Source organism: Hubeiibacter jixunmingi (assembly GCF_041928215.1).
GTDB lineage: Bacteria > Pseudomonadota > Gammaproteobacteria > Pseudomonadales > Moraxellaceae > Acinetobacter.
Map to the genome: position 1 here is coordinate 1 of NZ_JBHFHK010000046.1, position 18,629 is coordinate 18,629.

Genomic DNA, 18,629 nt, shown 5'->3' on the forward strand with positions numbered 1-18,629 from the left:
AAATTAAGCAAGGGCTTCTTGATGACTATATTTGTGAGCAACTTCGTTGCCCTTCGGTTAGGTTTGCGTAAGTCCTACTATAGAAAGAGTTGAGTAATGACCAAAGAAAATTATCAAATCATTAAAGCACAACTTCCCATTGTCCTAAATAAAAGCAGATCATAACCTAATTGTGCTTTAAGATAATGAAAGTAATTTTTGCTGAGTTGTTAGATTAGATTGTGCTACAATGGCGATTATCACGCATCATTTGTGGAGAGAATTATGCTTACTTTAGATTTACCTAAAAATATCGAAGTCAGTTTGCAAAGTATTGCTGATGCCCGTGGGATGAGTGTGGAAAATTTGGCAATGCAATTAATCAGTCATCAATTGCAAGAAAATCCATTTAATTTTGACCTTGATGAAATGAAAGTGGCAGTAGAGTCGCCACGTGTAGAAGTGCCTGTAGAAGTGATGGGCGATTTGGAAAGTTTTGAAAAATGGTTAAAAGGGGCTTATAAATGAAAGTCCTACTAGGCGAGCGATTTTCTCAACGATTTCCAAATTTTCCTACACGTGACAAAGAAAAAATCCGTGCTTTTATTCATCATGTCAGTCAGTTTGCTTTAACCAATTTAAAAGGTCGCAATAAATCATCCGATAATGTCCCCAAAGATGACCCCAATTGGCGAGAAAAAGTGCAATATGCACAGCAATACAATTTGTGGCATTATCATATCGGCATTCCTGATTATTCAAATAATGCATCAGGTGAATATGTGAGCGAATATATTTTATATTTTATATTATATATTACAACAAGATAGTATCGTATTGGTCGCCTTATCCTCGCATCCACCTTTTCAATTACCAGAAATTGCAGATTTACAATATCCAGTGAGTTAAGCATGACAGCAATCAACCCAAAACAAGAAATTCTGATTGTCGGCGGTGGCATGGTGGGCTTAAGCCTTGCCTTGATGCTTGCCAAGCAAAACATCGCCACAACTCTAATCGAAAGCGTGCAATATCCTGCCTTAGATGCCATCAATGCCCCTTATCATTCTAGCTTTGACGCACGCAATACCGCACTATCACGTCGTAGCGTACAGATTTATCAAGATTTAGGATTATGGCAACATTTGCAAAAGCACGCCACCCCCATTCATCAAGTACATATTTCGGAAATGGGTGGTTTTGGTAAGGCTCGTCTAGTGCGTGAAGAAGAACAGGTGGAAAGCTTTGGGCAAGTGTTGGAAAATGCGTGGCTTGGGCGTGTTTTACTCAAAGAAGTACTCAATCAACCGTTAATTAACTTGATTGATGGGGCAAAAGTCACTGCATTAAGCCAAGATAATCATAGCGTCCAAATTAGCTATGAAAAAAATCAACAATCGCATCATCTCACCGCAAGCCTATTGATTGCTTGTGATGGGCGTGATTCATTCTGCCGTCAAGCCTTGGGCGTGGGCGTAGATGTGGTGGATTATCAACAAGTGGCGATGATAACTGCTGTACAAACGTCTAAGCCACATCAACATATTGGCTATGAGCGTTTTAGTCCGCTTGGTCCTTTGGCGTTATTACCTTTATCTGATGGTGAGCAACAAAATAGCCGTCGTCGTTCGGTGGTATGGATTGCCAAAAAAGGCGAAGAACATCTGTGGCTGGGTGAAGAAAATGATGCAAAATTTTTAACTGCTCTGCAAGACACTTATGGACACCGTGCTGGTAAGTTTGAAAAAACAGCTAAACGCCATTGTTATGATTTACAACAAGTTTTGGCACATAAACAAGCGGTGGGACGTGTGGTGTTGATGGGAAATGCGGCACACACATTGCATCCTGTAGCAGGACAAGGTTTTAATTTATGCTTGCGTGATGCGGTGGTGTTGGTACGTTATTTACAACATCAAGTGCAACATGAGCAAGATGTCGGCAATGCAGAAATGCTCAAACAATACGAGCAAGAACGTTTGGACGATCAAAAACGTGTGATTTTATTTTGTGACCAAGTGGTGAAAAATTTTAGCCATCAACGTCCAATCAGCAAGCTGTTACGCAATATGAGTTTATTGGCGTTTGATGCCATTCCAAAAGTCAAACCAATGGTGGCAAATTTTGCCATGGGGTTAAAAGTATGAGCCAACATGATAGCAATACAAAAAATCATTTTCCTGCCTTGATTGTTGGCGGTGGTTTAGTCGGTGGTTTAACCGCATTATTATTAGCTCAAGCAGGTGTGGATGTGTTGGTTTTAGACGCTGGCAAAGCACCACAAGCAGAGATACTTGAACAACGTGATCCACGTGTTTGGGCATTGAATGTCGCAACCTTAAAACTATTACAGCAAGCAGGCATTGCCTCACATATACAACGCCAACAACCCTATAGTGCCATGCAAGTGTGGAATCGTGATGGTTTTTCCGAATTATTTTTTGGTCAAGCGTCAGAACACGTGCCGATGCCACAACATTGGTTAGGCACTATGGTCGAGCCAAGTGCGGTGAGTTTTGCGGTCTATCAAGCTTTTTTAGATGCAAAAATCAATTGCCAATATCAAGCCAAAGTCAGTCGGGTAGAGCGTTTGCCACAGGCTTGGCAAGTCGAATTAACCGATGGCAGTCGCTATACCACAGATTTATTGATTGCTGCCGATGGGGCAAATTCCTTTGTACGTCAGCAAGTCGGCATGCAAATTGAGCGTTTAGATTATCAACAAACCGCGATTAGCTGTGCCATTCGGACCGAACAACCGCATCAACATACCGCAAGACAAATTTTCTTGCCTACAGGACCTTTGGCATTGTTGCCGATGGCAGATGTTGATGATGCACAACAAGGACATTGGCAATCGATTGTGTGGACTATGCCGAGTGATTTAGCGGAACAATATATGGCATTACCTGTAGCGGAATTCCAACAGCAATTGCAAAAAGCCAGTCATTATATGCTGGGTGAAATTAGTGAAATCACCAAGCCAGCAAGCTTTCCATTAATCGCACGCCATGCCGAACATTATGTCAAAGATGGCTTAGTGTTATTGGGTGATGCGGCACATGTGATTCATCCTTTGGCAGGGCAAGGGGTGAATATTGGTTGCTTAGATGTAGCGATCTTGGTTGATGCTTTGCTTAATGATAAGCAGCGTGGTGCATGGGCGAATATTCAGACCTTAAGACGTTATGAGCAAGCACGCCGTCCGCACAATGCCATGATGATGCACAGTATGTCAGCGATTGATTTTGTACATCGTAGCCAGTGGCGACCATTGCAAATATTGCGTAATACAGGACAAAATTTTATTGCCAAGCAACCGAAATTGGTAGATTTTTTTAATCATCAAGCTAGTGGCTTAGACGTATTGTCCAAGACACGTTATGCCTAAAATACATGCTGATTTTAAGATGCTGATGCAGTTGGGCAAAAATCGTTAAATTGCGTTCTTTTGCTCCAAAAATAAGCAGTTTTTTTGTAAAAAACCTTTGCCAAATTTGTTTGAGCTTGGTAAATTGCAACTTTTAAATCTGCAATAAATCGTAGCTAGGGAGCATCTTAGATGTCCGACATGAACAATGATTATGACGATGATGATCGTGAAGACCAAGTCGATGAAGACGAAGCCAAAGCCGCACAAAAAGGTGGCGAAGATGATGCTGAAGGTGGCTTGACTGATGAAGATTTGATGCAAGCGGAAAGCCTCACCGTCACTGCTAAACAACATATCCGTGAGCAGTTAGAAGACGAAGTCGCACGCTTTTTGGCACAAGGTGGCAAAATCACCCAAGTGCCTACTGATGACAGTGCAATCGACTAATCTGAGTTGTTAATCAAAATGCCCAGTATTGTATGACTGGGCATTTTTTATGGAAATAATAAGCTTGAAAATCATCTAAAAAACACCATTAACCAATGATTAAACCGAGCAAAAGTCCGCACAAAATGATGAAATCCGACCCACAAGCCTTTCGATTGGTGACCGAATATAGCCCTGCAGGTGACCAACCGCAAGCGATTGAAAAATTAGTCAAAGGCTACAAAAATGGCAAATCACAACAATTGTTATTGGGTGTAACAGGCTCGGGTAAAACTTATACCATGGCAAATGTGATTGCCCAATTACAACGCCCGACCATTATCATGGCACATAACAAGACCTTAGCCGCCCAATTATATGGTGAGTTTAAAGCCTTTTTTCCGCATAATGCGGTGGAATATTTTGTCAGCTATTATGATTACTATCAGCCCGAAGCTTATGTGCCGTCCTCGGATACTTTTATTGAAAAAGATGCTGCGATTAACGACCATATCGACCAAATGCGACTTTCGGCAACACGTGCGTTATTAGAACGCCGTGATGCAATTATTGTGGCATCGGTGTCGGCGATTTATGGTTTGGGTGATCCAAAAGCCTATATGCAAATGTTGCTACATATTGTACAAGGCGACCGTATTCCGCGTGATGAATTGATTCATCGTTTGGTGGAAATGCAATATCAACGTAATGAAATCGAATTTTCTCGCGGTACCTATCGTTTGCGTGGTGAGATTTTGGATATTTTCCCTGCTGAATCCGAGCAATATGCGGTGCGTGTAGAACTGTTTGATGATGAAGTGGACAGTATTCGTTGGTTTGACCCATTGACAGGTAAAATGATTCGTAAAGTCCCACGTATTACCATTTATCCAAAAAGTCATTATGTCACACCACGAGAAAGTTTAGAAAAAGCAGTAGGCACGATTAAAACTGAATTGGCAGAACGTTTAGCGTTTTTTAAAGCCGAAGACAAACTGGTAGAAGCACAGCGTATCGAGCAACGCACACGCTATGACCTTGAAATGATTCAACAGCTTGGCTATTGTAATGGTATCGAAAACTATTCACGGCATTTATCGGGCCGACCATCAGGTGAAGCACCGCCAACTTTGTTTGATTATATCCCAGCGGATAGCTTATTAATTATTGATGAATCACACGTCACCGTATCGCAAATTGGGGCGATGTACAAAGGCGATCGTTCACGCAAAGAAAATCTGGTCAATTATGGTTTTCGTTTGCCAAGTGCTTTGGATAACCGTCCAATGAAATTTGAAGAGTGGGAGCGAATTATCCCTGATGTGTTGTATGTCAGTGCCACGCCAGCCAATTATGAACTGGAACATGCTGAGCAAGTAGTAGAACAAGTGGTTCGTCCAACAGGTTTGGTCGATCCTGAATTAGAAATTCGCCCAGTCTTAACCCAAGTCGATGATGTATTGTCCGAAATCAATCTTAGACGTGCCAAAGATGAGAGAGTTTTAGTCACTACTTTGACCAAAAAAATGGCAGAAGATTTAACCAGTTATCTCAAAGAGTATCAAATCAAAGTGGCGTATTTGCACTCGGATATTGATACGGTGGAACGGGTGAAAATCATCCATGAGTTGCGTACGGGTGTGCATGATGTGTTAGTGGGCATCAATTTGTTGCGTGAAGGTTTGGATATGCCTGAAGTGTCTTTAGTCGCAATTTTGGATGCGGATAAAGAAGGCTTTTTGCGTTCCGAACGTTCGCTGATTCAGACCATTGGGCGTGCGGCACGTCATATCAATGGTAAGGCGATTTTATATGCCGATCGCATTACCGATTCGATGCAAAAAGCCATTGATGAAACTGAGCGTCGCCGTAAAAAACAGATTGAATTTAATGAGTTACATGGTATTACTCCACGCAGTGCAATACGCCAAGTGGTGAAAGAAATTGACATAGGTGAAGTCTATGATGACGATGCAGAATTTGAGCAACAATCACGTCAAGCACGCCATTTAAGTGAAGATGAACGCCATTTATTAGCCGATCCAAAATTGATTGCAAGACACTTGGCAAAATTGGAAAAAGAAATGTTCAAAGCATCCAAGGATTTGCAGTTTGAGCAAGCCTCTCGTTTGCGTGATGAAATCTTAAGATTAAAAGCCCAAATGATGGCATAATTTAATACCAATTATGTAAAATATCATACCAAAGAAAACCGTACACTTCCTTGCGAACCTTTAGTCGGTTCTCATCAGTGCGAACGTTTTTCTCTTTTATGGTAATTTAATTTTTGTAAATGGTATAACAATACGTTAAACATAAAAAAACACTGCCTAGACAGTGTTTTTTTATAGATTAAGGCTTAAGCACCGAGATAAGCTTCTTGTACTTTTGGATCACTCAATAGTACATGTGCATCACCAGACAAAATCATATTACCTGAATCCATTACATAACCACGATCGGCAGCTTGCAAAGCAAGGTTAGCATTTTGTTCAACCAAGATCACTGTCATGCCATCATTTGATACTTTTTCAATCACTTGGAAAATGACTTCAGTCAAAACTGGCGATAAACCCATAGATGGCTCATCCAAGATCAGTAATTTTGGCTGACTCATCAATGCACGAGCCATGGCAAGCATTTGCTGTTCACCACCTGACATCGTTCCTGCGAGCTGATTGGCACGCTCTTTTAAGCGTGGGAATGTGGTAAATGCATATTCTACACCACGGTCATATTCCGCTTTGTTGTCGTGCAAAAAAGCACCCATTTGCAGATTTTCCATGATCGTCATACGTGCAAAAACACCACGACCTTCAGGCACCATCACCAAACCACGTTTGGTCAGCTCCCATGTTGGCACACCCTTGATTGGCTTGCCATCAAACATGATCTCGCCATTTTTGTAAGGTACGATACCTGTTAATGCTTTAAGTGTAGTGGTTTTACCTGCACCGTTGGCACCGATAAGTGATACCAATTCACCTGGGAATACGTCCATATCAATGCCTTTAACCGCTTTGATACCACCATACGCTACTTCCAAATTGCGAATGCTAAGCAATGGTTGAGTTGCTGTATTCATGCGTGTTGTGCTCCTAGGTAAGCTTCGATCACACGTGGGTCTTTACGTACCACTTCAGGCAAACCTTGTACCAAGATTTTACCATAATCCAAAACAGTCATTTCATCACATAAGCCCATGATCAATTTTACATCATGTTCAATGATCAGAATGGTTACACCATCATCGCTGATTTTACGTAACAATTGCGTCAGCTCAACTTTTTCAGTGGCATTCATGCCTGCTGCGGGCTCATCCAAAGCGAGTAGGCGAGGATCAGTCGCCAACGCACGTGCGATTTCTAGACGACGTTGATGACCGTAAGATAAATTTTTGGCGATATAGTTATGGTATTTACCAATTCCAACGTATTCCAAAAGCTCCATTGCACGTTCACGAATGGCTTTCTCTTCTTCACGTACCGCTTTGGTACCAAAGATTGAACCCAAAACACTGCCTTTTGTACGAACATGACGACCGACCATGACATTTTCTAATGCAGTCATTTGACCGAACAAACGGATGTTTTGGAAAGTACGTGCAATACCTGCTTTTGCAACCTCATGTACCGCTGTTGGTTGATATGCCTTACCATCCAAAACAAACTCACCTGAGTCAGGCTCGTATAGTCCAGTAATCACGTTAAAAAAAGTGGTTTTACCAGCACCGTTTGGACCAATCAGTCCATAAACAGTATTCTTTTTGACTTCAATACCGACATCAGTCAAAGCTTTTAAGCCACCAAAGCTTTTATTTACACCTTTAACTGAAAGCATCACAGGATTATCAGAATGATTGTTGTGTGTAGTCATTGTGCATACTCCTTATACTGCTGGCTTAGTTTTGACATCATCGTCTGTGTCAGGCGGTAAGTCTGCACTACGATCTGGCGTAGGCCACAAGCCTTTTGGACGGTATAACATCACTAAGACCATACTCAAGCCAAGAATCAATTGACGTAAGATAGAGGTATCTACCACGACTTTGCCCAAAACCATATTTTGTAAAGGCTCTACAGTAAAACGTAGAAATTCAGGCAAGATCGTCAAAATGACCGCACCCAAAATCACACCTGGAATATGTCCCATACCACCTAGTACAACCATAGTCAAAATCGCAATCGATTCCATAAAAGAAAATGATTCTGGTGAAATAAAGCCTTGGAATGCTGCAAACATACTACCTGCTACACCACCAAATGTTGCACCCAAAGAGAATGCTAACAATTTAATATTACGCAAGTTAATACCCATCGCACGTGCAGCAATATCATCTTCACGTAAAGCCATCCAAGCACGGCCAATACGAGAATATTGCAAACGATAGCAAATCACCATACTTGCAATCGCAAGAATCATAAATAAATAGTAATACAAATATTCACGAGTCAAGGTCAGACCTGCAATATGAATGGTTTGGTCAAATTTAAAACCAAAAAGTGATACACCATCGATATTGTTGATACCACGTGGACCATTGGTGATATTCATACCATCTTTACCAAGGTTATTCATCAAAATACGAATAATCTCACCAAAGCCCAAGGTCACAAGGGCAAGATAGTCACCTCGCAATTTGAGAATCGGCGTACCCAGCAAAATACCCGCTATCGCTGCCAATACCGCACCACACAAAATCACCAGTAAAAATGGTGCATGCAAGCCATTGCTAAACATAGCTTGAATTGCAGCAAAGTTATCAGTCAAATGAGAAGAAGTCAGCATCGCAGCAATATAAGCACCTACTGCATAGAAGGCGATATAACCCAAGTCAAGTAAGCCTGCAAAACCGACTACGATGTTTAGACCCAAAGCAAGCATGATGTAGAGCAATGCCATATCAAAGATACGTACCCAAGTCATACCACCCAAAGCTTGGGCAACAAATGGAAGAACCATCATCAATGCCAAACAAATCAAAATACCAATGATTGACTTTTTTGGACTGGCCTTAGTTAAAAATTCCATAATTCAATTCCTTTTATGCACGATCAGCCGTACGTTGTCCTAATAGACCCGATGGACGGAAAATCAGTACAACAACCAAGACCACAAAAGCAAATACATCTTCATATTCAGCACTGATATAACCTGCACCCATAGACTCAACGATGCCAAGTACCAAACCACCGACCAATGCACCTGGGATATTACCAATGCCACCCAGTACAGCAGCAATAAAGGCTTTCATACCAGGCGTAAAGCCCATAAAGAAGTGTACTTTACCACCGTAGTTTGCAGCAAATAAGATACCTGCCACTGCCGCCAAAGCTGCACCAATCATAAAAGTGGATGAAATGACACGGTTTGGATTGACACCCATCAGTGCAGTAACGTGCACGTTTTCTGACGTTGCACGCATGGCACGTCCAAGTTTGGTAAAATTCACCAAATAGAATAAACCACCCATCATCACAAAAGAGATCACTACGATAATGACTTCACGTTGCGTAATTCCGACTTGACCGAATAGGCTGATATAGCCTGTAGGGAATAGTTCTGGGAAAGGGAAGTGTTCACGACCCCAGATGAGCATAACTAATGCTTGTAAAATAAACGATACACCAATAGCGGTAATCAATGGTGCAAGTTTAGGGGCATGGCGAAGTGGGCGATAAGCAACACGTTCTACTGTGAAACTCACTACCATACAGGCAACCATTGCAATAATCGCAGCAACCAATAATGCCACGATAGGAGACATGCCTGCTGCAATCATCGTTGTTGCAACGGTCATCGCAACCATTGCACCAAGCATAAAAATTTCACCATGTGCGAAATTAATAATACCCAAAATACCATATACCATGGTGTAACCCAAGGCAATCATGGCGTACAAGCTACCCTTGATTAGTCCATTAATTAACTGTTGAAAAAATACGTCAAATGCACTCATCCTAGCGCTCCTTTTGTGTTATCTCACTAGACAAAACCCATTGACTAAGCTTAGATAACGAAAAACAATATAGATACAGCCAAACAACCCTCGGGTCATTTGGCTGCTTTGAGTTTTTAAATAAAATACTTAAAAATGATCAATTATTTAACAACTTCAACAACTTTAAGTTTGTCGGCCACTTCATAAATGGATACTGCACCACCCTTAATGTCGCCTTTCTCATCAAATGCGATTGGACCAATTACACCTTGATAATTCACTTTAGGCATTGCGGCAGCGATTGCTTCAACGTCAGTTGAGTTAGCAAGCTTCATTGCTTCTACGATAGTATATACTGCGTCATAAGCGAATGGAGCATAGATCTGTACTTTTTGACCTGCAAATGCTTTTTCATAATTTGTTTTGAATTCAGCACCTTTAGCCATCTGCTCAAGTGGCATACCCGCTTGTGAACATACGACGCCTTTGCCTGCTTCACCTGAAAGCTCAATAAATTTATCAGTACAAGCACCATCAGCAGAAGCCAATTTGGTCGTCATACCTAATTCTTTCATTTGCTTAACTAAAGTTGCAGCAGTATCGTCCATGCCACCCCAGAAGATATAGTCAGCATTACTTGATTTGATCTTGGTTAAGATTGATTTGAAGTCAGTTGTTGTACTGGTTGCAGCCTCACGAACAGCAACAGTAGCACCGCCTTCAGTCATACTCTTGGCAACTTGATCAGCTAAGCCCTTACCATACTGTGTTGCATCATCAAGTACAGCAACATTTTTTGCACCAACTTTTAACATGTATTTTGCCACAGATGGGCCTTGTAATGCATCAGTTGCGACTACACGATAAGCACTCACGCTACCTTTTGGTGTTTTAGTAGACTTTAATGTGTAATCTGGGTTAGTAGAAGATGGACTAACCTGAACAATACCAGCACGTGCATAAATATTGTTGGCTGGAATAGACACACCAGAGTTTAAGTGACCAACGACACCAACCACACCAGCATCAACCAATTTTTGTGCAACAGTTGCACCTTGTTTTGGATCGCCTGCATCATCTTCACCGACCAATACAAGTTTCACTTTTTTACCACCAATGACCAAATCACCTTTGGCATTGATTTCATTGACAGCGAGTTGTGAACCGTTTTCGTTATCTTTTCCTAAGTGGGCAATAGCACCAGTTTTTGGTTCGCCACTACCGATTTTTACGCAGATCTGATCTGCCGCCAAAGTACCACAGTCTGCACTTGTGCCAGCTGATGTTCCACCACTTGCAGCAGTTTCCGTTTTGTTGCCACCACCACATGCAGCCAATCCAATTGCCATGCTGAGCGATAAAATTTTCAAAGTTGCGTTCATTTGTTTCTCCGTAAAAACAACTGCTCATTGGGTTACCGTAAAGGTAAGATATAAGTCGATAAGTAGTGGGCATCAGTGCGATAACATCAACAACGCAATGACCATTTTATAATGCGTTACTGTGTAACAAAAAATTGCGTATTGTTACATATGACCATCAAACTTATAACATTAAAGTCAATTCCATGACTCTCTCTGAATTATTGTGTAGAAAAAAATTAATTGCAATCCATTAAATTGCAGTTGATAATTGAATTTATAGATGGTTATTTAATAAATCGTAGGAAATAAAAATAAGGAATTATTTTGAAATTTCATTCATTTTAATAAAGTAATTGATAATTATTATCATGTGTGGGACTCATTTAAAATAATTTGATATTTTTTGTAGGTGATTTAATTTTATGATTTTTATGAGTATTTTTATTGATTATATGTGTTTTTATAAATATGAAGTCTCTATCCCTAAAAATGATTTTGGAAGTATAAATGTGAATTACATATCATAAAATCACGCATAAAAAATTGTAAAAAAATAAATGATAAAAAATAATTTTTTATATCATAGTTTTTATGAATAATATTATTGCTAATCAAAACTGGCATTGATTAGCAATATTTTTATTAAATAGAAGTGCTTTTTTAAGGCAAAACTTTACTTAATCCAGCAAAACATTCTTGCCCCATATCGTCCGCACAAAAGTCCAAATGATTTTTTTCGACATCTAGTTTTGCAAAAAACATCTGTCTTTCGCCTGTTTGATCTTCTCGCTTACCCGAGCAATCAGCTTCATTGTTATCGTATCGTACTTCGAGCACCATATTTGCAAGTTTGGCTTTACTATCTAAGCTAGGCAATTCGATGGCATAACGCCCGATTGACCATTCATCCGCACTTTTGACCAATAACTGACCGTCTGATAAAAAGTTATAATATTCCACACATTGCTTGCCTGTTTCTGGGGCAATGATTGGCATTGCCCACAGTCCTACGATATTGGGACGCACTTGGGCAGTCATTTGTGCATTACTTTGTTTGATGTCTGCATCGCTGACTGCATATTCTAAATAGTTTGTCGTATTTGTTGCAGTAGGTGTCTTGGTTTGGGCATAGCTAACATTGCTTAGACCTAATGCAAGTAAAGGCAAACAAACAAGGCTTAATTTAAATCGAGACGCATTAGTAAAAGACAATTGAAACATCAGCATTATCCATAGTAAAAATTTAAATTAAAATAACACAAGCAAACTTTTGTGCAAAGTGGCATTTTGCAACCATAAAAAGCCTCATATCATTCTCACAAAGCTGAAGTTGGACAACTTTTAACAAATTCTCAGTATATTGTCAGCAGTCAGCATGGCAAGATAACCAACCAAAAATCGACATGATTCTTTAGTTTGGGTATGTGTATGAGCAAGATCTTAAGTTTACAACAAATCAATAATGCAGCAAAAAATCTGAATGTGCCTGTGGCAACACTTCGTGCGGTCATCGAAGTCGAAGCACGAGGTGCAGGTTTTGATAGCGAAGATAAGCCTGTGATTTTGTTTGAAAGACACGTATTTTATCAGCGTTTGACACAAAAGAATTTATTAACCATTCGTAATAAAGCCAATAAAGAACGCCCTGATTTATGTTTCCCAAATTGGACGACAGGCAGTTATGGTAGTTTTTCGGCACAGCATAAACGCTTGGAAGACGCATCCGCTTATCATCGCGAAACCGCTTTGGAATCATGCTCTTGGGGGCTAGGGCAGGTGATGGGTTATCATTGGAAGACGCTCAGTTATCCGTCTTTACAGAGTTTTATTAATGCGATGTTTAAAGATGAAGCAGGGCAATTGGATGCCATGTGTCGTTTTATCAAAGTCAATCGTTTAGATGGTTATATGCGTAATTTGGATTGGGCGGGTTTTGCACTCGGTTATAACGGTTCGGGTTATAAAGCCAATCGTTATGATGAAAAATTGGCTGCGGCTTATCGTAAATTTAATACCACGACCACCACCAGTACCACATCCACCACAACAACGTCAAAAGCAACCACTGCAACGACGACAAAAACCACAACCACAACGAAAAAATAAAGTTTCTTACGTGTTCTTGCCTATCAATATATTCATATTGTGGTAGGCAAGGATGTCCACCTAAACAAACATTAATTATCAATCATTGATGTAAATATTTTCGCATCAAATTTACACAAATTACCCATCATGCCCTGTAAATTGATTAAGCAATTGCTTCAGATTTTTTACCAATGCTCGACTTTCTTGTTCATCAAACAATTGCTGTTCGGGCTTGGTGACATAGAAAATATCTTCAGCACGTTCACCTAGCGTGGCAATTTTGGCGGAATGAATTTCCAAACCTTGTTGCATAAAAAATTCCCCAATTTTTGCCAATAACCCTGGGCAATCAAGGGTAATGATTTCCACCATATATTGATGCAATGCCGAATTAAAACGTAAATTCACCTGACTATCCATACAAAAATGCTTGAGTTGGCGTGGCATACGACGCTGACACGCTTGCGGATAATGCTGCTCGGATAATGCTTTTCTCAACGTATCAATGACTTGCTGCTGTCGTTCAGGGTCGCTCGCCAAACTATTCAGACGGTCTTGAACAATATAGGTATCTAATGAAAATTGCGTATTGGCAGTGATAATACGGGCATCCTGTACATCCAAATTCAAACGATCTAGCCAAGCCACCGTGGTGGCAAACAGATTTTTTTGGTCTGGACTGTAAATAAACAGTTGTAAAGTTTTACGCTGCTCACGAATCAACACCAATGGCTCGGATTTATTTTCATGTTGCAAAATCGCTCGGGTATGCCAAATGATTTCATCGACATTTTCTTTGAGTAAATAATCATCACCCAAATCTTGCCATAATTTTTCAATATCGTGATGGCTAAATTCATCCGCCAACACATCCATGGCAGCAAATTTGGTATCTTCAATCAAACTTTGATGATCCACAGGACGATCCACACCCGAGCGAATCACTTCTCGAGCACTGCTATACAGTTGGCGTAACAGAGAGGCTTTCCAGTTATTCCACAGCTTTGGATTGGTCGAGTTAATATCGGCAACCGTTAGACAATACAAATGATCTAAATGTTCCATATCGCCCATAAGCTCGGCAAATTGTTGCACCACATCGGGGTCGGAAATGTCTTTTTTCTGTGCAGTCAAAGACATATGCAAATGATATTGCACCAACCACGAGACAAATTTACATTCACGCTCGGGCAAGCCATGCTCACGGCAAAATGCTAAAACATCAATCGCACCTAAGTCGCAATGATCGCCATCACGCCCCTTGGCAATGTCATGAAATAGAGCAGTGATACAGAGTAAATCTTTACGTTTGATACGCTGATAAACATTGCTGACCACGGGGAATTGTTGCCCAAAATCGGCATCGCCAAAGCGTTTCAGATGTTTGAGTAATTTTAAAGTATGGGCATCGACGGTATAAATATGAAATAAATCGTATTGCATCAGCCCAGTAATTTTGGCAAAAGCAGGAATATATTTGCTGAGTACGCCATAACGATGCATCAAAGATAAAATCTTATACAAGCGTTCTGGGTGTTGCATAATTTGAATAAATAAGGCTTTATGCTCGCTATTGTTGCGGAAATTATCATCAATGCTATTGGCGGCAATAATTAATAATCGCAAGGTTCTGGCACGAATGCCTTCGATTTCTGGGTGATTTGCCATCAAAACAAATAATTCTAAAATCGCACTTGGATTTTCCGCAAAGACTTTATGATGTTGTACCGCAAGCTTATTATCTACCAATTTAAAATTTTGATTAATTTCAATAATTTCACGTTGATAATCTTGCACGCGTGGGGTAATCACCGCTTCAAAAAAGTAGCTCAATAATAATTCATTCAAGGTCGCCACAGTCTGTGCAGTGCGGTAATATTTCCGCATAAACTGTTCAATTTGCTGATTGGGTGCATCACCATCTTGTTGGATATAACCCATTCTGCTGGCGATTTCTCGTTGATAATCAAATAATAAGCGATTATCATCACGTTGTTTTAGGCGATGTAAATGATGGCGTACAGTCCATAAAAAATCTTCGGCTTGTTCCAAACGATTGAGTTCATTATTGGTAATAAAGCCCAAGTGCACCAAATCATAAATTCGCTGTACCCGAAAATGCAACTTGGCAATCCAACCAATCTGATGCAAATCACGCAATCCACCAGGGGAATTTTTAATATCAGGCTCTAAATAACTTTCGGTATTGTGATATTGGGCATGGCGTTGCTGTTGTTCTTGCATTTTGGCTTCAAAAAAGCTCAAATCTTTCCAAGTAGAAAAGACGATTTTTTTCGGCCAAGTTTTTAAAGTTTCCAAACCACAAATAAAACGCGCTTCAATCAAACTGGTGGCAATGGTAATATCGGCTTCGGCTTGTTGAAAGCATTCTGCCAAATTACGCACGCTGACCGCAGGTTTGAAATGCCCCACATCCCAAAGATGGGAAATAAATTGGCTGATTTTTTGTTCGGTTTCATTATCGATTTCATTTTCATATAAAATCAATAAATCTACATCAGAATAGGGCAACATTTCCTTACGACCATAACCACCGACCGCAAATAGACTGACATTTTGATGTGCTAAGCCCACATGTTGCCATAAAAAAATCAGTGCTTGATCAATTTGTTGCGAGCGAAAAAGTAGGCTTTCACGAATGGTGATGTTTTTTTCAGCCAAATTATCGTCAAGTTGTTTTTCAAGATCATTACGCCAAGTATTCAGCACAGATAAATTTTGGCTTAAATCAGCATAATTTTGCAAAGAGATTGAATGAATTGACATCAGCTTTACCATTAATAATTAAATAAATCAGTGAGATGGTTATAACGTCATTCTCAACACCCTCCCCCAACCACTATTGCGAACCCTTGCAAAGCATTAATCGCTTTTCAGGTTCTCAGGGAGGGGAGTTCCCTCTCCCTTAGGGGGAGGGCTAGGGAGGGGGTCATAAAATCAGCACCTTACGTTTTTAAGTTGAGAATGGCGTTGACTATAATAATCAACAATAGCCATCTATCGTATCAGCGACTTACCACGACGGCTTTTGCTACTTTTTGTGCATTTTCTCGGGCTTCATGCACGCTATTGGCACGAGCAGTAGCAACGCCCATACGACGTTTGACAAAACCTTCTGGCTTGCCAAACAAACGCAAATCGCTGTGCGGTACTGCCAAGGCTTGTGCCAAATGGCTATAAGTCAAATTATCACCATCAATACCTGCGTAAATCACCGCACTGGCTGCGATACTATGACGGCTGGTATCCACTGGCAAACCTAAAATCGCACGAGCATGCAATTCAAATTCACTTTGCAATTGGCTTGCCAAAGTCACCAAACCTGTATCATGTGGACGTGGCGATACTTCGCTAAACCACACATCATCGCCTTTGACAAATAATTCAACCCCAAACACACCACATCCGCCCAATGCAGTGGTGACTTTGTCGGCAATAGCTTGTGCATTTTTTAATGCAGCATCGCTCATAAGCTGTGGTTGCCAACTTTCAACATAATCGCCCGATACTTGACGGTGACCAATCGCATCACAGAAATACGTTTCGATTTCGCCCGTTTGTGGATTAATGGCACGAACAGTCAATAATGTAATTTCAAAATCAAAATCAATTTGTGATTCGATAATCACTTTACCTTGATTGACACGCCCACCATTCATAGCATATTGCCAAGCGGTATCGATTTGGCTGGCATCGGTTAAGCGTGATTGTCCTTTACCAGAAGAAGACATCACAGGTTTCACAAAGTTTGGAAAACCAATTTCTAGGCAGGCTTGGCGGAAATCTTCAATATTATCAGCAAAGTAATATTTTGAAGTCGGTAATTTCAATTCTTCAGCAGCAAGACGGCGGATACCTTCACGGTTCATGGTCAGATTGACTGCACGAGCAGAAGGTACAACAGTCGCCAAGCCAAGCTCTTCAATTTCTAATAATACTTCGGTGGCGATGGCTTCAATTTCAGGCACGATGAGATGTGGTTTGACATCAGCAATCAATTCTCTTAATGCGTTGGCATCATTCATACTCAAAGTATATGCACGATGGGCAACTTGCATAGCAGGTGCATCTGGATAGCGGTCAGCAGCGATTACCTCTACACCTAAACGTTGTAATGAAATCACCACTTCTTTGCCCAGCTCACCAGAACCCAATAATAAAACTCGAAAGGCGTGTTGCTGATACGGTGTCCCGATAGTCACTGACATATTATAGTCCTTATATTTGCTGATAAAACAAAATCATAACAAAGTGCAGGCATCGCATCAATATTGATTTCAGATGATAAAACCATTTCACAAAATCTGATAATTTGATTTTTTGGATTAGGTTGTTGATTTAACGTAGATATTTATCTCTAAGGATTGTATTTTTATATGAGTAGTGTCGGTGTGAATTTTGACTGATGAGTGTTTGATATCGTTTTCTTGGAATATAGATGTTCAAAATTCGTTGAGTATGACTTACTCAACGAATTGATCATTTGAAACAAGCATAATATAAAAATTATTTCATTTTATAAGTCACCATTTTATTAAAATCTGATTTGATTTTTTTATTTAGTGCCTGCATCTCGGGATAAAACTCAGCAGATAAATATGCTGTATCAGCTAGATTTTCATAGCTTCTTTTCACAACAATTTTATTACCCGTTGCTTGATATTGTGCTTGGTAATGTCCGACATGATTACTAAAATCAACATTTTTAGGCATTTGTACAATGGTCATATTTTCAGGTAACTCATATTGCCATTCAGTATCGAGATTGGCTTTAAGCGGTAGAAAAGCATAATTATTCAATTTCGAGCGATCAAAGTCGGATAATATGTAAGCATCAATACCATACATGTTTGCACCGTTAGGCAATTTTAATGTCCCTTCATTATCAGGTTCAAAAACATCCGTCAGTGTATAATTCATGGTCGTGGTTAATGGTTTGGATAAATCTTGTAAATCACTGTGCTGATATTCGCCACTACCGCTTTGAAATTTTGAAGTTAACACACTTTCTACGACTTTGAATTTATAGTTTTGTCCAATATCTGCCAATCTAAAACGCATTGCCAAATCTGGAAAACCTTGATAAGTGGATGATTCATTACCTGTGGCTGTTCCATCTGCGTTGATTTTTATATGAATTTGACTTTGGGTAGTTTGTTGTCGTTGTTGCATAGGTAAAGTTACCACACGGCTCTCACCATCTTTTGATAACAAACCAATTTTGCCTAGCTCATATTCACTCAAGCTACCAAATCTAGCCTTACCTAAAGTCGAGTCAACATATTGATCAAATTCAGGAATGTAGGTCATCACATGATCAAAAACTGCTGTAGAACTGGCGACCTTTGGAAAATCATAAGTATAGCAAAAGAAAAATAAAATTGGTACAATATAACTATGGCATACTCACAAGACTACCGACAAATGATACTAGCGA

The 18,629-nt window shown here is 40.1% G+C and carries 16 protein-coding genes; 7 read left to right on the top strand and 9 right to left on the bottom strand.

The window, feature by feature from the left end; genetic code table 11:
* Window positions 1-264 precede the first annotated feature (264 nt).
* The 6 genes from ACEYX7_RS07840 to uvrB all read left to right on the top strand — a co-directional run bounded on the left by ACEYX7_RS07840 (window position 265) and on the right by uvrB (window position 5,952).
* The gene (locus tag ACEYX7_RS07840; protein WP_374804754.1) at window positions 265-507 is read left to right on the top strand and encodes a hypothetical protein; all 243 of its coding nucleotides are present in this window, start codon (window positions 265-267) and stop codon (window positions 505-507) included.
* Window positions 504-809, top strand: coding sequence for a hypothetical protein (locus tag ACEYX7_RS07845; RefSeq protein ID WP_374900409.1), 306 nt, complete (start codon window positions 504-506; stop codon window positions 807-809). The genes ACEYX7_RS07840 and ACEYX7_RS07845 overlap by 4 nt, the downstream gene beginning before the upstream one ends.
* An 81-nt stretch (window positions 810-890) precedes the next feature.
* On the top strand, window positions 891-2,126 hold the full coding sequence (locus ACEYX7_RS07850) for an FAD-dependent monooxygenase (RefSeq protein ID WP_374804752.1): 1,236 nt from the start codon (window positions 891-893) through the stop codon (window positions 2,124-2,126).
* Window positions 2,123-3,370: an FAD-dependent monooxygenase gene (locus ACEYX7_RS07855; RefSeq protein WP_374900411.1), complete on the top strand. Its 1,248-nt coding sequence runs from the start codon at window positions 2,123-2,125 to the stop codon at window positions 3,368-3,370. The genes ACEYX7_RS07850 and ACEYX7_RS07855 overlap by 4 nt, the downstream gene beginning before the upstream one ends.
* A 171-nt stretch (window positions 3,371-3,541) precedes the next feature.
* Window positions 3,542-3,799 (top strand): hypothetical protein, encoded by a 258-nt coding sequence (locus ACEYX7_RS07860; protein WP_374804750.1) that lies wholly within the window; start codon window positions 3,542-3,544, stop codon window positions 3,797-3,799.
* Between the two features lie 128 nt (window positions 3,800-3,927).
* A complete protein-coding gene (uvrB, locus tag ACEYX7_RS07865; protein WP_374900415.1) occupies window positions 3,928-5,952 on the top strand; it encodes an excinuclease ABC subunit UvrB in 2,025 nt (674 codons plus the stop codon).
* Window positions 5,953-6,137: 185 nt separating this feature from the next.
* On the opposite strand, the gene ACEYX7_RS07870 is transcribed toward uvrB, so the two are convergent.
* From ACEYX7_RS07870 to ACEYX7_RS07895, 6 genes are all read right to left on the bottom strand, one after another.
* The gene (locus ACEYX7_RS07870) at window positions 6,138-6,863 is read right to left on the bottom strand and encodes an ABC transporter ATP-binding protein (protein WP_465246276.1); all 726 of its coding nucleotides are present in this window, start codon (window positions 6,861-6,863) and stop codon (window positions 6,138-6,140) included.
* On the bottom strand, window positions 6,860-7,654 hold the full coding sequence (locus ACEYX7_RS07875) for an ABC transporter ATP-binding protein (RefSeq protein WP_374804749.1): 795 nt from the start codon (window positions 7,652-7,654) through the stop codon (window positions 6,860-6,862). The genes ACEYX7_RS07870 and ACEYX7_RS07875 overlap by 4 nt, the downstream gene beginning before the upstream one ends.
* A gap of 12 nt (window positions 7,655-7,666) precedes the next feature.
* Entirely contained in the window at window positions 7,667-8,809 is a 1,143-nt protein-coding gene (locus ACEYX7_RS07880) for an ABC transporter permease subunit (RefSeq protein WP_374806964.1), read from the bottom strand.
* Between the two features lie 13 nt (window positions 8,810-8,822).
* Window positions 8,823-9,737 carry a branched-chain amino acid ABC transporter permease gene (locus ACEYX7_RS07885; protein ID WP_374804747.1) on the bottom strand — a complete coding sequence of 305 codons (915 nt, stop codon included), beginning with the start codon at window positions 9,735-9,737 and terminating at the stop codon, window positions 8,823-8,825.
* 143 nt (window positions 9,738-9,880) lie between these two features.
* The gene (locus tag ACEYX7_RS07890) at window positions 9,881-11,101 is read right to left on the bottom strand and encodes a branched-chain amino acid ABC transporter substrate-binding protein (protein WP_374804746.1); all 1,221 of its coding nucleotides are present in this window, start codon (window positions 11,099-11,101) and stop codon (window positions 9,881-9,883) included.
* A 642-nt stretch (window positions 11,102-11,743) separates the two neighbouring features.
* Window positions 11,744-12,304, bottom strand: a complete 561-nt coding sequence (locus tag ACEYX7_RS07895; RefSeq protein WP_374806963.1) for a hypothetical protein — start codon at window positions 12,302-12,304, stop codon at window positions 11,744-11,746.
* Window positions 12,305-12,511: 207 nt separating this feature from the next.
* Between ACEYX7_RS07895 and ACEYX7_RS07900 the strand changes: the two genes are divergently transcribed.
* On the top strand, window positions 12,512-13,189 hold the full coding sequence (locus ACEYX7_RS07900; RefSeq protein ID WP_374806962.1) for an N-acetylmuramidase family protein: 678 nt from the start codon (window positions 12,512-12,514) through the stop codon (window positions 13,187-13,189).
* Between the two features lie 120 nt (window positions 13,190-13,309).
* Here ACEYX7_RS07900 and glnD read toward each other — a convergent pair whose 3' ends face one another.
* The 3 genes from glnD to ACEYX7_RS07915 all read right to left on the bottom strand — a co-directional run bounded on the left by glnD (window position 13,310) and on the right by ACEYX7_RS07915 (window position 18,502).
* A complete protein-coding gene (gene glnD / locus ACEYX7_RS07905; RefSeq protein ID WP_374804743.1) occupies window positions 13,310-15,958 on the bottom strand; it encodes a [protein-PII] uridylyltransferase in 2,649 nt (882 codons plus the stop codon).
* 239 nt (window positions 15,959-16,197) lie between these two features.
* A complete protein-coding gene (gene purT / locus ACEYX7_RS07910; RefSeq protein ID WP_374804742.1) occupies window positions 16,198-17,400 on the bottom strand; it encodes a formate-dependent phosphoribosylglycinamide formyltransferase in 1,203 nt (400 codons plus the stop codon).
* Between the two features lie 298 nt (window positions 17,401-17,698).
* Window positions 17,699-18,502 (bottom strand): DUF3858 domain-containing protein, encoded by an 804-nt coding sequence (locus ACEYX7_RS07915; RefSeq protein ID WP_374900413.1) that lies wholly within the window; start codon window positions 18,500-18,502, stop codon window positions 17,699-17,701.
* Between the last annotated feature and the right edge of the window lie 127 nt (window positions 18,503-18,629).